The 14,521-nt window shown below is 67.0% G+C and carries 13 protein-coding genes; 2 read left to right on the plus strand and 11 right to left on the minus strand.

The genetic code is table 11. The features are described 5' to 3' along the window. Positions 1-6 precede the first annotated feature (6 nt). The 7 genes from Pmi06nite_RS18410 to Pmi06nite_RS18440 form a co-directional block, all read right to left on the minus strand. The gene (locus Pmi06nite_RS18410; protein WP_203954268.1) at positions 7-804 is read right to left on the minus strand and encodes a COG4705 family protein; all 798 of its coding nucleotides are present in this window, start codon (positions 802-804) and stop codon (positions 7-9) included. A 566-nt stretch (positions 805-1,370) separates the two neighbouring features. Beyond that, entirely contained in the window at positions 1,371-2,678 is a 1,308-nt protein-coding gene (locus Pmi06nite_RS18415; RefSeq protein ID WP_203954269.1) for an MFS transporter, read from the minus strand. A 9-nt stretch (positions 2,679-2,687) separates the two neighbouring features. Next, positions 2,688-3,836, minus strand: coding sequence for an ABC transporter ATP-binding protein (locus tag Pmi06nite_RS18420; RefSeq protein ID WP_239114004.1), 1,149 nt, complete (start codon positions 3,834-3,836; stop codon positions 2,688-2,690). Positions 3,837-3,863: 27 nt separating this feature from the next. Continuing rightward, a complete protein-coding gene (locus Pmi06nite_RS18425; protein ID WP_203954270.1) occupies positions 3,864-5,591 on the minus strand; it encodes an ABC transporter permease in 1,728 nt (575 codons plus the stop codon). 85 nt (positions 5,592-5,676) lie between these two features. Next, positions 5,677-6,828 (minus strand): ABC transporter substrate-binding protein, encoded by a 1,152-nt coding sequence (locus Pmi06nite_RS18430; RefSeq protein WP_203954271.1) that lies wholly within the window; start codon positions 6,826-6,828, stop codon positions 5,677-5,679. Next, entirely contained in the window at positions 6,825-7,949 is a 1,125-nt protein-coding gene (locus Pmi06nite_RS18435; protein ID WP_203954272.1) for an ABC transporter substrate-binding protein, read from the minus strand. The genes Pmi06nite_RS18430 and Pmi06nite_RS18435 overlap by 4 nt, the downstream gene beginning before the upstream one ends. 88 nt (positions 7,950-8,037) lie before the next feature. Further along, the gene (locus tag Pmi06nite_RS18440; RefSeq protein WP_203954273.1) at positions 8,038-8,268 is read right to left on the minus strand and encodes a hypothetical protein; all 231 of its coding nucleotides are present in this window, start codon (positions 8,266-8,268) and stop codon (positions 8,038-8,040) included. Between the two features lie 310 nt (positions 8,269-8,578). Here Pmi06nite_RS18440 and Pmi06nite_RS18445 point away from each other — a divergent pair, with 310 nt between their 5' ends. Then, a complete protein-coding gene (locus Pmi06nite_RS18445) occupies positions 8,579-9,832 on the plus strand; it encodes an MFS transporter (RefSeq protein ID WP_203954274.1) in 1,254 nt (417 codons plus the stop codon). Between the two features lie 66 nt (positions 9,833-9,898). Here Pmi06nite_RS18445 and phtC read toward each other — a convergent pair whose 3' ends face one another. Further along, entirely contained in the window at positions 9,899-10,645 is a 747-nt protein-coding gene (gene phtC / locus Pmi06nite_RS18450) for a 3,4-dihydroxyphthalate decarboxylase (protein ID WP_239114005.1), read from the minus strand. Further along, complete coding sequence (locus tag Pmi06nite_RS41955; protein WP_239114006.1) at positions 10,632-11,000, minus strand: hypothetical protein; 369 nt, start codon at positions 10,998-11,000, stop codon at positions 10,632-10,634. The genes phtC and Pmi06nite_RS41955 overlap by 14 nt, the downstream gene beginning before the upstream one ends. A 108-nt stretch (positions 11,001-11,108) precedes the next feature. Between Pmi06nite_RS41955 and Pmi06nite_RS18455 the strand changes: the two genes are divergently transcribed. After that, complete coding sequence (locus Pmi06nite_RS18455) at positions 11,109-11,876, plus strand: FadR/GntR family transcriptional regulator (protein ID WP_203954276.1); 768 nt, start codon at positions 11,109-11,111, stop codon at positions 11,874-11,876. A gap of 228 nt (positions 11,877-12,104) precedes the next feature. Here the strand turns inward: Pmi06nite_RS18455 and Pmi06nite_RS18460 are convergent, their stop codons facing one another. Continuing rightward, positions 12,105-13,109 carry a PhnD/SsuA/transferrin family substrate-binding protein gene (locus Pmi06nite_RS18460; RefSeq protein WP_203954277.1) on the minus strand — a complete coding sequence of 335 codons (1,005 nt, stop codon included), beginning with the start codon at positions 13,107-13,109 and terminating at the stop codon, positions 12,105-12,107. Positions 13,110-13,288: 179 nt separating this feature from the next. Continuing rightward, a complete protein-coding gene (locus tag Pmi06nite_RS18465) occupies positions 13,289-14,470 on the minus strand; it encodes an FAD-dependent monooxygenase (RefSeq protein WP_203954278.1) in 1,182 nt (393 codons plus the stop codon). Between the last annotated feature and the right edge of the window lie 51 nt (positions 14,471-14,521).

Genomic DNA, 14,521 nt, shown 5'->3' on the forward strand with positions numbered 1-14,521 from the left:
GCGACATCAGCTGTTGGCCAATGAAGACCGCGACCGTCCGGCTTGGTGGGCGATCAGTGCGAGGAGGACGGTGGTGAGGATGAGGGAGGCGCCGATCGTGCCGTAGCCGAGGCCACCCGCGGCGATCGGCTTGCTGAAGAAGTCTCCGGTCGTCGCACCGAGGGGGCGGGTCAGCACGAACGCGATCCAGAACAGCAGCGTGGTCGAGATGGGGCTGGTGTACTTGGCGATGACGATCAGGACCAGCAGACCGCCGACCACCAGTGCGCCGCCGGCGAAGCCGAGGCTGGTGTCATCGGCGAGGAAGTCGCCCAGGGAGGTGCCCAGGGTGTTGGAGACCAAGATCGCGGCCCAGTACAGCACCTCACCCCGGAAGGTGGCGATGCGCGTGACGTCGAAGGGGTGGCCGCTGAGCTTCCAAACCACGAACACCGCTGACAGCGCCGTGATCAGAACCAGCGCCCCGTTGAGGTAACCGAGGCCGGCGGTGCGGTTCATGAAGTCCGACATGGTGGTGCCGGCCGTGCTGGTGGACAGGATGACCGTCCAGTAGAGCACCGGGTGGAACCGTTTGGCCCTGAGCTGGGCCACAAGGCTGACGACGAACAACCCGATCAGGATCATCGAGCTGACGGCGTAGCCGACCTTCATGGTCTGGGCGAGGAGATCCCCGGCCGTCTCCCCGAGCGTGGTCGCGGCGATCTTCATGATCCAGAAGACCAGGGTGATCTGGGGAAGCTTCTTCAAGCCCTCCATGCCGCCCCCGATATGCGGATGCGCGGGTACGGCTGCAGGTCTCCCCATGTCGCGCTTCTTGATCAAGCCGAGCCCTCCATCAGCACGCAACTACGCTCAGTAATGAATCGTCGCTGTATGTTACATGCACATGGCGACCCATCCCCGAGCCGGGCTCGGCGAGGTGGGGCGCACAGGTGCGGTGACGACCGCGAATCGCGACGTCTTGGCGGCACCATTGCCGACGGTGCGGAAAGGTAATACCGTTCACCTTCGCCGTACGGATCCGCGAGCGAGCGCGTGGGTGGACACACAGCTACGGAGCATGTTCGAAGTGAACGTGCTGATCATCGGCGCCGGCCCCGTGGGACTCTGCGGCGGGTGCGCGCGCCAGTCTCGAACGCCACGTCGTGACCACGCGGACGACGACCGGAGTCACCCGCTGCCGTGCCCCAAGAGCCGGCGCGCCAGGTCCATCGATGACTGGCGGCAGAACCACCGTGACGTCGTCCCCGCGAAGGCGTCGAGCTTCCATCACGCGGAGCGAGGCACCCGCGCCGGCGCCCTACCTGGGCGCCGGCGGCGTCGCCGGGGAGAAGCACACCAGTCGCACTGCGGCGCGCGGACCCCCGGCGTCATGCCCCCGCCACGGGGCGCCGCTCCCCTTCGGGATTCTCATCGGCGTCGCCGACCCCGTCTTCGCCGGCCGGCGCGGCCCCGTCCTCGTCGGCCTCGACGATCCCGGTGTAGGAGCGCACCACGCCGGCCCGCAGCCACGACCACCCGGCGACGACCATCGGGCCCAGGCCTCCGATGGTGAGCGCGGCCACGGGCCCGATCACGCCGGCCACCGCCCCCACGACCACGTCACCGATCGCCGGACCTCCCCGCGAGGACATCTGGTAGAAGGCGGTGACCCGGCCGCGGATCTCGTCCGGGGTGTCGATCTGGACCGCGGCATGCCGAATCGTGGTCGACATGGCGTCGAAGGCACCGAGGAGCAACGCGGCGAGCACGGCCAGGGGGAATGCCGGTGAGTGCGCCAGGAGGATGGCGGAGACGCCGTAAAGCGCGGTGGACACCAGCAGGACCCGGCCCTGCCGCCTGCTCCCCTGCACGGTACGGAAGACCGCGTAGGTCGCGATCAACGCGCCCGCGGACGGAGCGCCGGACAGAACTCCATAGCCGGTCGCGCCGACATGGAGCACGTCCAGCGCGAGGGCCGGGAGTAGGACGCGGTAGGCGCTGAACACGGTCGCCGACAGGTCCAGGGCCATCAGGTTGTAGATGAGCGGCCGGTGGGCGATGTACTGCGCCCCTTCGACGATCGACCCCAGTATCGACCGGCGCTCCGCCGGCGACGCGAGCGCCGGCATCCGGAGCATGGCGAGCACTCCCACCAGCAGCCCATAGGTCACAGCGTCGACGACGTACATCAGACCGGGCCCCGCCACGCTGATGAGGACGCCCGCCAGAAGCGGGCCCACCAAGACGGCGAGCTCCCTTGAGGGGTTGAGCAGCGCGACCGCCGACCCGATCTGGCTCCGCGGCACCAGGGCGGGGATCAGGGCCTGCCGGGCCGGCTGATCGAAGGTCGCAGCGGCCGTGGTGAGCACCACGGAGAGCACGACGTGCCAGGCCTCGGCCCGCCCTGTCAGCGTGAGCCAGGAGAGCGCCGCGGCGACGAGCAGCGCGACACCCTGCGCGGCCTGCAGCAGGCGGCGCCGGTCCAACCGGTCGGCGAGCGCTCCGCCCAGCGGGCTGAGAAGCACAAGCGCGACAGCCTGACCGGCGCCGACCAGCCCTGTGTAGGCGACAGAGCCGGTGAGCTGGTAGACCTGGTAGAAATTCGCCGCCACCGTGCCGCGGGTGCCGATCTGGGACAGGACGACCCCGGCCCAGTACAGGGTGAAGTCCCGGTTGCGCAAGATCGCGGGGCTCACGCGGCGGCCTCAGTCAACCGGCACCAGCACGAGCTTGGCGGGATCCATCCGCAGATAGACCGTGGTCCCGGGTTCGATCGAGGTCGAGGGGTTTCCGCGGGTCCTGAGCTCGTGCTTGCCCAGTCCCACCACGTGATCGAGGCTGTCTCCGAGGTAGGCACGGGTCAGGACCGTACCCTTCCACTCGTTGGGCACCTCGCCCGCCCGGGATGTGGTGCTGACCTCCACGGCTTCCGGCCTCACGGACACGATCACGTCGGTGCCTATGGGAAGGGTCGCGGCCGAGTCCAGTACGAGCTGCCCGTCGACCGTGTTGACGGTGTATCGATCACCGTCCTTCGACACCACGTTGCCGGACAGGAAGTTGGACGTGCCGATGAACTCGGCGACGAACCGGCAGTTGGGGTTCTCGTATATCTCGCGGGGGCGGCCGAGCTGCACGACGTTGCCGTTCCGCATCACCGCGATCGAGTTGCTGAGGGCCAGGGCCTCGACCTGGTCATGCGTGACGTACACCGAGGTGATACCGAGCTCGCGCTGCACCCTCTTGAGCTCGTAGCGCAGTGACTCCCGCAGTTTCGCGTCGAGGTTGGACAGCGGCTCGTCAAGCAGCAGGAGCGGGGGTTCGATGACGAGTGCCCGGGCAAGGGCGAGCCGCTGCTGCTGGCCGCCGGACAGTTTGGTCGCCTGGCGGTCGGCGAAGTTGGCGAGCTCCATCGTCTCGAGCACGCGCATCACCCGCTCGGAGATCTCCTTACGGCTCACCCGGTCGCCGCGCTTTTTCACCTGTAAGGGGAAGGCGACGTTGTCGAAAACCGACATGTGCGGCCAGATGGCATAGGACTGGAAAACCATGCCCAGCCCCCGCTCGTTCGCGGGGACGTTCACCGGCTTCTTCCCCTCGTTGGTGGAGAAGAGGACGCGACCGCCGACTTCGATGGTCCCCGAGTCAGGGCGTTCCAGCCCCGCGATCGAGCGGAGCGTCGTCGTCTTGCCGCACCCCGAGGGGCCGAGCAGGGTGAACAGCTGACCGTTCTCGACGTTGAAGCTGACGTCGTTGACCGCGAACACCCGGGCCTCCTCGGGCGTCGCCGCGTGCGAGTGACGCCGCCGGCGCTCTCCGTCGAAGGTCTTGACGAGGTTGTTGATGCGGAGCACCTGGTCCTCCTGATAAGGGCCTGTTGTTCAGTCCTGGCGGAGGCCGACCTTGGCCCCGAGCTTGTAGGCGATGACGACGAGTACGGCGAGAGTCAGCACCATGACGACACCGAGTGCCGCAAGGACGGTGAACTGGCCGTTCTCGTACTGCTCGAAGATGAGAATGGAAAGTACCTCGTTGCCGGGGCTGTAGAGCAGGATCGAGCTCGACAACTCACGGAACGAGACGACGAGGATGTAGATCCAGCCGGCCAGGAGGCCGGGGGACAGCAGCGGCAGGAGCACCCTGCGGAACGTCTGCCACCAGCTGGCCCCGCTGACCTGGGCGGACTCCTCGAGTTCCGAGGAGATCTGGTGCATCGACGTGACCGCGTACCGCATGCCGTACGGCATGTACCGCGTGCAGTAGGCGATCAGCAGGATGAAGATCGTGCCGTAGATGGGGACGGGGCTGCGCAGGTACACGAAGGACAGCGCGAGCCCGAGCACCAGGCCGGGGACCACGAGTGGGGTGAACGAGAAGTAGTCCACGAGCTGCCGCCCGGGAATCCGCGACCGCACGACCATCCAGGCGCCGACCGCCATCAGGGCCATGACGAGCGTCGCTGAACCGACCCCCAGCAGGAGGGAGTTCTTCAGCGCCGTCGTCGCATCCGATATGTGGAACAGCTCGCTGTAGTTGTCCAGCGACATCGAGGCGAAGGCCTCGGTCGAGGGCGCCTGGTAGAACTTCAGCAACGACGTGTAGAGGAGCACGAGTAGCGGCCCGACGACGGTGAGGAAGAAGTACACCACGATGGCGCCGCCCATGACCGGACGCCACTTGCCCAGTTCCATCGGGCGGGGCCGAAATCCCTTGCCGGTCACGGTCTGGTAGTTCTTGCTCGACCTGCCGACGAGGTTGGAGATCGCGACCCCGATCACCGCGAGCACCAGAAGACCCACCGCCAGCGCTCCCGCGGCGGCGAGGTCCGGCGGGTATGAGCGCAGGACGAAGTAGATGCGGCTGGTGAAGACGTAGATCCCGTTCTGCAGGCCGAGCAGGGCAGGAACCTCGAAACTCTCCAGACTGCGCACGACCATGATGAGCACCGCCGCGACGATCGCCGGGCGCGTCAGCGGCACGGTGATCCTGCGGAAGACCTGCCACCTGCTGGCACCGCTCATCAGTGCGGACTCCTCCAGCGAGGGGTCCATCGACCGGAAGGCGGCGACCATCAGGAGGAAGACGATGGGAGAAAGGTGCAGGCCCTCGACCCAGACCATCCCCCAGACCGTGAAGACATCGAAGAAACCGGGGCCGAGGACGGGTTCGATCAACTTGTTGAGCAGGCCGATGTCCGGGCTCGCGAGGAAGATCCACGAGATCGTGTACAGGATTCCCGGGATGATCAGCGGAATGATCGACGCGGCGAAGAACAGCCCCTTGAACGGGACGTCCGTCCGGACGTTGAGATAGGCCAGCGCGGTGCCGACGGCCAACGAGAGCACGGCCGCTCCGATCGCGAACCACAACGAGTTCCCGATCATGCCACCGACGCGCGGATCGCCGTAGGCACGGGCGAACCCGCCCATGGTGAACCCGTTGGCGTCGAAGAAAGTGCCCCAGATCAGGTAGTACAGGGGCACGAGTGCGAGATAGCCGATCAATCCGGCGACCACGACGATGATCAACGTCTTGGGGGTCGCCACCCGGCGCAGCCATCCGGGCATGGCTCTCTCGCGGGCAGGTACGGTGGGAGATGCCGTGATCATGCCCTCACCTCTTTCTGAACCAGTCCTGCGATGATCGCGGGCGCGGCGGCACCGCCGATGCCGGTGCCGCCGCGCGCTTGGAGACTCAATTTCCTTCGACCTGCTCACCGTTGGAGATGACCTGGTCGTATCGCTTGTTCCACTCGTCGCCGTGCTGAGTCAACTCCTGGACGTCGATCGGGATGATCTCCACATCCTTAAGGGGATCGTCTCCCTCGACGATGGCGGGGGTGAGCCCCTGCTTCACGAGGACCGCCTGGCCCTCCTGGAGCAGCCAGTCCGTGAAGAGCATCGCCGCGGCGGGATGCTTCGCCGTCTTCATCAGCCCGATGCCGTTGGGCCGGGCGATGACCGGCTGGACATAGGGCAGGTAGTCGACGGGCGCGCCCTTGGTCTTGGCCTGCTGGACGATGTAGGAGTAGTTGGAGGCGGCGACGGAGAACTGGCCGGCGGACAACAACTGGCCCTGCACGGTGTGGCCCTTGACGACCTTCGCGCCCTTGGCCATGCCCTCGAAGAGCTTGTTGATCTCGTCGTCGCTCTTTCCCTGCTTCTTCCAGTACCCGTAGAGCGTCAGGTACCAGTCGGAGTCGCTGAGTTCCATGGACAGCTTGCCGTCCCACTTGGGGTCGGCGAGGTCCTCCCAGGTCTTCGGCGCCTGATCAGGGGTGACAAGCTTGGTGTTCCAGCTTGGCGCGAACAGATTGAACCTCGTCGCGGTCCATCCCTGCTGCCTGCCGGCGTCCGGAACCATCTGGCGCCGCTCACCGTCGTACGTGGCGAGAACGCCTTCGTTGTTCAGGTCGAACAGCTCGGTCGCGTTGGTCTCCACCACGTCGTTGCCCTGGTAGTGGGCCTTCTGCTCCTGCACCACGCGCTGGAGCACCGTCTCCGACCCGGCGCGGTACAGGTTCACCGTGACGTTGTACTGGTCTTCGAACGCCTTGATGACCACGTCCACGACATCGCTCGTCATGGAGGTGTAGAGGTCGAGTGTGCCTTCCTTCTCGGCCAGCGGGACGAGCTTGTCCCGCCGCTGCTGACCGGTCATGCCGTTGACCTCGGCGTAGAGCTTCTCTGCCGCGGTCGGCCCACCGGCGGTCGTGGCCTGTGGTGCGGTGGCCGTGGGCGAGCCTCCGCAGCCTGCGAGCAGGAGCACAAGTGCGGATCCTGCGGCTACCGCGCGTTTCGCGGGCCTGCCACTACGGCGGCCCGACAGGGGGGGTGCGGTGTTCACTTGACCTCCTGGCCTGACTGGACGACTTCTTCGTAGAGCGCGTCCCACTTCTTGGGATCGTCGAGCATTTCCTTCTCGGGCACGGAAATCGCGTTAAGTCCGGCCAGAGGATCGTTCGCCGTGGGGATCGAGCCGACCCGGAAGGACTCGTGGAGGATCTTCTGGCCCTCGGAGAGCTCGTAGTCGACGAACAGCATCGCCGCTGCCGGGTGGGTCGCCGTCTTCATCAGGGCCACGCCGTTGGGGCGTATCACGATGGGCTGGATCGGAGTTCCCGAGGCCGGATGCCAGCTCACCGGGGCGCCCTGGTCGGCGGCCTTGTCGATCGTGTGGCTGTAGGAGGAGGCGGTCACCGCGAACTGCCCCGCAGAGAGCAGCTCACCCTGCGCCGTGTGCCCCTTGGCGATCTTCGCGTTGGCGGCGACCCGCTTGAACAGGTCGCGGACCTCGGCGTCGGTCTTGCCCTGGTCGAGGTAGTGCTTGTACATGGCGGCGAACCAGTCGACGTCGCCGATCTCCAGAGAGATGCGCCCCTTCCACTTCGGGTCGGCGAGTTCCTCGAACGACTTCGGCTCCTCGCCGGGCTTCACCTTGGTGGTGTTCCAGCCGATCACGAACACGTTGAACCGGGTGGCGGTCCAGCCGTCGGCCTGGCCCTCCTTGCGTACGGCGTCGCGCAGCGCGCCTTCGTACGGGTAGAGCATCTTCTGGCCGTTCATGATGTTGAGCTCGCCGGCGTTCGTCTCGACGAGATCGTTGCCGTCGTAGTTCGCCTGCTGCTCTTGCATTACGCGCTGAAGGACCGACTCGGAGTTCCCGCGGTAGACCTTCACCTCGATCGGGTAGGTCTTCTTGAACCCATCGATGACCTTGTCGAGGTCGGTGTTGGAGGTGTAGATCGAAACCGTGCCCTCTTTTTTCGCGAGGTCGAGGAGGGTCTTGGTCCGTTCGTCACCGGTGAGCCGGTTGATGCGGCCGTAAACCTCCTGAGCTTTCGTGTTGGACTTGTCGGCCCCGGCGGCCGAAGTAGGGCCTCCAGAGGTCGGCGAGGCGCCACAGGCCCCAAGGAAGAGGACGACGGCGACCGCAGCCACCGATCCGAGGATTTTCTGGTGTTGCATTGATGCTCTCCCGCGAGCTCGGCGAGTCGGCGCGAGCCCCGACCCGGCGGATGCACGTTTCTCCCCCCCGCGAGAAATACTGTTTAAATCACGCCCGTGTCGGTCTGGTCAGGTTGAAGCGCTGGTGCCACGCCCAGCGCGGGGGCGCGATGTCACGCCAGGGACGTTCCGGCAGCTTCATCTTCCGTAGGTCGTGCGGGAGCACGAGTCCCTTGATCGGAGCATGCTCCCCGTCGAACTCGTCACGAGCGGCGATCTCCGACGCATCCCGGTTTCCCTTCTCGTTGGCCGACACTCCGGGCAGATCGTCATCGCGCATTTTGCCTCCCTTTGGCGAGTGACCCGAGTAGACACCGCTGCGGACTAAAGGTCTAACCCTTGAGCCACAGTTTTACCGGACCGTTACACAGCGGACAAGTCCCGGACCAGGCCCCCTGATAGACGCCCAGCCGTCTCCCCGCACCGAGATCGAGCATGGCCCCGCCAGCGGTCCTTCCCCGGCCGGCGCGCGCAAGGAGGTGGCAAGGACGGCCTGCCCGGCGACAAGAGTCGGAGGAAGTGGCCCCGATCCCCTTCCTTGGAGACAAAAAGGTAATACCATTAGCCTGATTTAGGAAGAGAGGCTCTCGGTGGGCTCAGTAGGTAACACGTTCCTCGCCCGATCCCGCACAGCCCACCGGCGTGTCTTCCGCTCACTCACCGTGCCCAACTACCGACGTTTCTTCGCCGGTCACGCGGTGAGCGTGATCGGAACCTGGATGCAGCGGGTGGCGCAGGACTGGCTGGTGCTCGAACTGACGGGCTCCCCCGTCGCGCTCGGAATTTCGACCGCGCTGCAGTTCCTGCCCACCCTCTTGTTCGGTCTATGGGGAGGCGTCCTCGTCGACCGGCTCGACCGGCGTCGCACGATCATGGCGACCCAGGCGGCCAGCGCCGTCCTCGCGGCCGCCCTCGCGGTGCTCGTGCTGAGCAACCTCGCGCAGCTCTGGATGGTCTACGCGCTCACCCTCGGACTCGGTCTCGTCACCGTGCTCGACACGCCCGCGCGACAGGCCTTCGTCACCGAGATGGTCAGTCCGGAGAACTACGTGAACGCGCAGGCCCTGAACTCGACGGTGCACAATGTCGGCCGCCTCGTCGGCCCGGCGATCGCCGGGGTCCTGATCGCGACCGTCGATGTCGGAGCGGCGTTCGCGGTCAACGCGCTGTCGTTCGCCGCGGTCCTGCTCGGGCTCGCGCGCATGAACCCCAAGGAGCTGCACCGGGTTCCGGCCCTTCCGCGAGCGAAGGGCCAGGCCAGGCAGGGCCTGCGATATGTGTGGGAGCACCCGGAACTACGCGCATGCCTGTTCCTCGTCGCCGTGGTCGCGCTGCTCGGGCAGAACTTCCGCGTCGTGTTCCCCATACTCGCCCGCGAGACCTTCGGCGGAGGCGCTGAGGTCTACGGCTGGCTCACCTCCGCCCTCGGAGTAGGCGCGGTGCTCGGTGCCCTCGCGAGCGCCGCGCGTGTGGACGCCACCGCGTGGTCTCTGCTGCTGTGGACGTTCGCCTTCGCCGGCGTGAACGTCGCCGCCGCGGCCGCTCCCGCGCTCGGCCTGGCGATGGCGGCGATCGTCGCTCTCGGTATCGCGAACATCTGCTTCAACACGCTCGCCCGCACGCTGTTGCAGATCAGGACGGATCCCACCATGCAGGGGCGGGTGATCGCCTTGCACAGCCTGGTCTTTCTCGGCAGCACTCCCCTGGGAGCCCCGATCACGGGGTGGGTGTGCGAGCAGTGGGGACCTCGTGCTGGGCTCCTGCTGGCCGGGATCTCGGCGGGGCTCGCAGCCCTCGCGGTGTTGCCGTGGTTGCGGAAGGTGCGCGCCCGGCGCGAGGAGTGACCGCCGGTCAGTCGATCGCGAGCCCGGCCACACGCGGCCGGGCCCAAGGCGCGAGTGACGGACAGGTCAGTCGAGCGCCAGCCCGGCCAGCCGCAGCCTGGCGACATGGTGACGCCAGACGTTCACGTCGTTGAACGACGAGCCGAGGTCGGGAAGCTCCGCGATGTCCTCAGCGGAGAGGTCCGCGGCCCGGTCACCGAGCCGGGCCCGCTCGACGCTGACGCGGGCCAGCGCGTCCAGGCTCAACGCCCGCGAAATGGCCTGCTCCACCGCGTGCTCGCCCGACCCGAGCGTGGTGATCCCGTGCCCCCGCATGACACACACGGCCGATCCTCCCATGGCCTCGGCCAACTCCCGTCCGAGTTCCGGGCGCCGGACGAGGACGGCCCTGGGGTAGACGGGGACGCCGTCCAGGGCCATCCGTGCCGCGGGGATGTTGTAGGCGCCGAAGACCGGCCGCAACGGGATGTCCTCCACGCCCGCCACCAGGACCGACAGGGGGTGGCAATGGAGCACGACATCGACGTCGGGGCGGGCGCGCAACACCTCTGCGTGGATGGGCAACTCGTTCGGGACCGCCCAAGGGCCGAGATCGCCGCCCTTGCCACTGAAGTCGACCAGCCGCACGTCCTCGTCGAGGGTGAACAGCAGTCCCTCTTCCTGCGGGCCGCGGCAGCGCACGAGCATCGCGTCGGGTCCGACACGCACGCTCACGTGACCCAAGACGTCCTCCGCGAGCCCGGCGTTCGCCAAGATGCGGCAGGCCAGCGCGATCTTGCGGCGCAGAGGGGCGAGGTCGTCAGGGAGCGTCACGGTGCTTCTCCGTTGGGCAGGATGCCGACATGGGCGGCCCCGGATCGGTCCTGTCGCCTGCGGCGCGCAACGCGTCGTGCGCCGCCTCCAGGGGGAACCGATGCGTGCACAACAGCTCGAGCGGGTGGCGCCCGGCTTGGATGATCTCGATGGCCGGCTCGACACTATGAAGATCATTGCCATGGCCGTCCTTGCGGCGGGACCTGGTTGACGCGTGGGCGACGAACGCCCAACCGCGCCCGAAGATCCGCGGATCTCGACGTCGGCTGGACTCGTATATTTGAGGTCCCACCTTAAATGTATCCTTCGTCTCCTTTACCAGTTCGGGAAAGGAAACCTCGGGTGCTGTGCCCATGCGCTTTCCCTTGGGAGCCTAGGACTATTGGTATGACCATAGTGGTCGGTTAGGCCGTAAGGTGTCAACGAAGGCGCCTCAGAACCACCCGATGCTGGAGGATGACGCATGACCGTCGAACAGCGCAAGACTGAGTCGGGAAGAGCGGGCTCGGGACCAGGGGCGGGCCTGTTCAGCCCGGTGAGCGCGGTGCGGGTCTCCCAGGTCATCGTCGATCAGATCCGCCTGCTCATCCAGCAGGGCCGCCTCAAGGCCGACGACAGGCTTCCGAGCGAACGGGATCTGTGTGAACAGTTCGGCGTGAGCCGCGTTACGGTCCGCGAGGCACTGCGGGTCCTGGAGGCCAGCGGCCTGATCGAGATCCGGGTCGGGGCGCGCGGCGGAGCGTTCGTGTCCACGCCTTCGAGCGCGCGTGTCGGTGAGGGGTTAGCCGTCCTGCTCAAGCTCAGTCCGCTCACGGCGACGGAGGTGACGGAGGCCCGCATGGTCTTCGAGCTCGGGATCGTCCCCATCGTGGTCGACCGCGCGACCCCCGAGGACATCGCCGCACTCAAGGAGATCTGCGACAGGCAGCAGGACGCCCTGAAGGACGAGTCCTACTCGATGACGTTGTCCGCCGAGTTCCATGTGCGGGTCGCGGCATGCACGCACAATGCGGCGATCGAGATGCTGGTCAAGAGCTTCCACGGACCACTGCTGATGTCACTCGAAGAGGCGAAGATCGTCGCCCCCGTGATGGGCCGACGCGGCAGCACCGAACACCGTGAGTTCGTCGACGCCATCGAGCGCCGCGACGCCGGCCAGGCCGCGGCGATCATGCGTGCCCACGTCCAGCGCACCGCTGATCGGGTCGCCCCGAACACTCTGGAGTGCTGACGCGTGCGTGAGCCGGGGGCGGCAGGTCGCCGCCTCCTTACAAAGGCGACAACGGTATTCCTCGAACCGCTCGTCGGCCATGGGCACGAGGCGCCGTCGGCCATGTGTCGCATTCATCCTTTATAAGGGTGGCCAACAAGCCATATCTCAGCTCCATTGCTCGTATCAGGCGCAATCGGCGACTCCCCCCTTGTGCGCCCCGTGAACTGCCCCGGCGTGTCGGATGCCTCAGGTGGCCAGGGTGCTGCTCGCGAACAGGTTCTCCACGACCGCCGGGACCGAGGTCAGGCCCTGCTCGTGGGAGTAGCCGGCGAGGGTGCGCAGGGCCGCCGCTGAGCTCTCGAACCCGTACGGGAACGGGTCGTCGCCGAACACCTCCTGTTGCTCGTCCAGCCTCGGCCCGGCCATCAACAGACTGGACCGCTCGATGCTGCGCACGTTGGCGTAGGCCAGCCGCTTGGCTTCGGAGAAGGCCAGGAACAGGTTCATGGCGAGCTCGGGATCCTGCTCCAGGTGCCGGTTCTGCACCACGACGGTGTGGTTGCAGTGGAGGAAACCGTACTTGCGGTAGGTGCGCGCCGCTTCGGCCCACGGGTCGGCGAACAGTCTGCGCACACCAGGCGTCGCCCTCAGGTCGTGCGCGCTGGTCCGGTTGAGCCGCGAGGCCATCCCCGGGTACGGGCTCGGCATCACCGCCTCGACCTCGCCCGCGACGAGCATCGAGTGCAGCGTCTCCCCCTCGGGCACCTGGCTCACCCGGATCCCGGGAGCGGGACGGAACCCGGTCTCGCCACCGTGGCTGAGTTCGGGGCGACGCTCGATGAACCATTCAACGCTTGTGGGATCGACGCCGAAGTCGTGGGCGAGCGCGCCCCTGGTCCACACCGCGGCCGTCATCTGATACTCGGGCAGGCCGATCCGCTTCCCTCGCAGCGCCTCCGGCCTTTTGATGCCGGACCGCTCGTGCACGAAGAGCGAGGTGTGGAAGGCGGTCCGGTTCGGGAACACGGGGATCGCGGTCCATTGCCTGCCCTGCTCCCTGGCGATGAGGAAGCTGGACAGCGACATCTCGCTGACGTCGAAAGCATCTTCGTGCAGCATCCGGTAGAACGTCTCCGACGGCGCCAGAGTCCGCAACTCGAGCTCGACCCCCGGGACGGTGACCCGCCCGTCGGCGAGCGCGGCGACCCGGTCGTAGTCGGCGATCGCCAGGGTCAGACGTCGATCTGACATGCTGATTCTCTCCTTTGTCATGAAATCTCGGGCAATCGACCTAGGCGGACGTTCAGGTGTTCGCGCGGATCACGCTCTGGAAGGCCGGATCGGACTTGAGCACCGAGTCGACCAACCGGCCGGTCTCCTCACCGTCTGGATCGCTGTCAGCCATGTCGTACGGACCTTCCTGCCGAAGATCAATGGGCCGGCGCGAGAGCCCTGGCCTCGGCTTCGGCGTCGTGGTCGTAGAGCCAGGAGCGAAACCTCACCGAGTCGGCGATCTCGGCGTCCCGCTCGTCGAGGTCGTCGTAGGCGGAGTCGTAGCGGCGCCCGTTCGCCCGGGCGCCGCGCTGGACCTGCGCGACCCGCTGCCGGCGCAGTTCCTCGTAGGCCCTCAGCGCTCGCGGCGCGCCCGCCCGGTCGACGCCGGTCAGCAATACGGCCAGGGCGACAGCGTCCTCGATGGCCTGGTTCGCGCCCTGCCCGAGATGAGGCAGCATCGGGTGAGCGGCGTCCCCGAGCAACGCCAGCCGGCCCTTGGTCCAGGTGCTGAGCGGCTCACGGTCGTACAGCCCCCACCAGTAGGTGGTTTCCACCTGGGCCAGCAGCCCTTCGATGCGCGGGTCCCAGCCCGCGAACGCCGCGGCGAGCGCGACCGGGTCGCCAGGGGCGGACCAGGACTCGGCAGTGCGCTCGTCGCTCGGCACGAAACCGACGTAGTTCAGCAGCGCGCCCGCGCGCACGGGATAGACCAGGAAGTGCTTGCCCTCTCCCATCCACAGCTGCGATACGCCATACGGCCACTCGGGAAGCCTTTCGACCGGGATCAGGCCGCGATAGGCGACCGATCCGGAGTGCACGGGGCTGGACGGTTCGACCACGTAGGGCTGGAGTACGGAGTTGATCCCGTCCGCCGCGATGACGACGTCGGCCTCCGCCGACTCGCCGTTGTCGAAGGCCAGGTGCACGCCCGCGGCGTCCTGCTCCATACCCACGCACCGGTGGCCGGTGCGCACCGCCTCCGCGGGCAGGCCGTCGGCGAGGATGGCGAGCAGGTCGGCGCGGTGCATGCCGTACATGCCGTTCCAGCCACTGGAATCGGTGGTGAGGATGGGAGCGACGGGGGTGCCGTCCATCCGGTAGTACTGCGACCCCTTGCCGATGCGTGCGCCCGCGGCGGCCAGCGCGGCCCCCATCTCCATCCGTTCCAGGTGGCGCACGCTGTTGGGGGTCATCAGCACCCCCGCGCCGATCTCGCCGAGCTGTGGTGCCTGTTCGAAGACCGTGACGTCGATACCGCACCGCACGAGAGCCTTCGCGGTGGTCATGCCACCGATTCCACCGCCCACGACCGCCACCCGAAGTGCGGGTGAACTCATGCCGACCCCTTTTTCGTTTAGCGAAAGATTTTCGGTAAATTCACCGTAATC

The sequence above is a fragment of the Planotetraspora mira genome (assembly GCF_016863275.1).
GTDB lineage: Bacteria > Actinomycetota > Actinomycetes > Streptosporangiales > Streptosporangiaceae > Planotetraspora > Planotetraspora mira.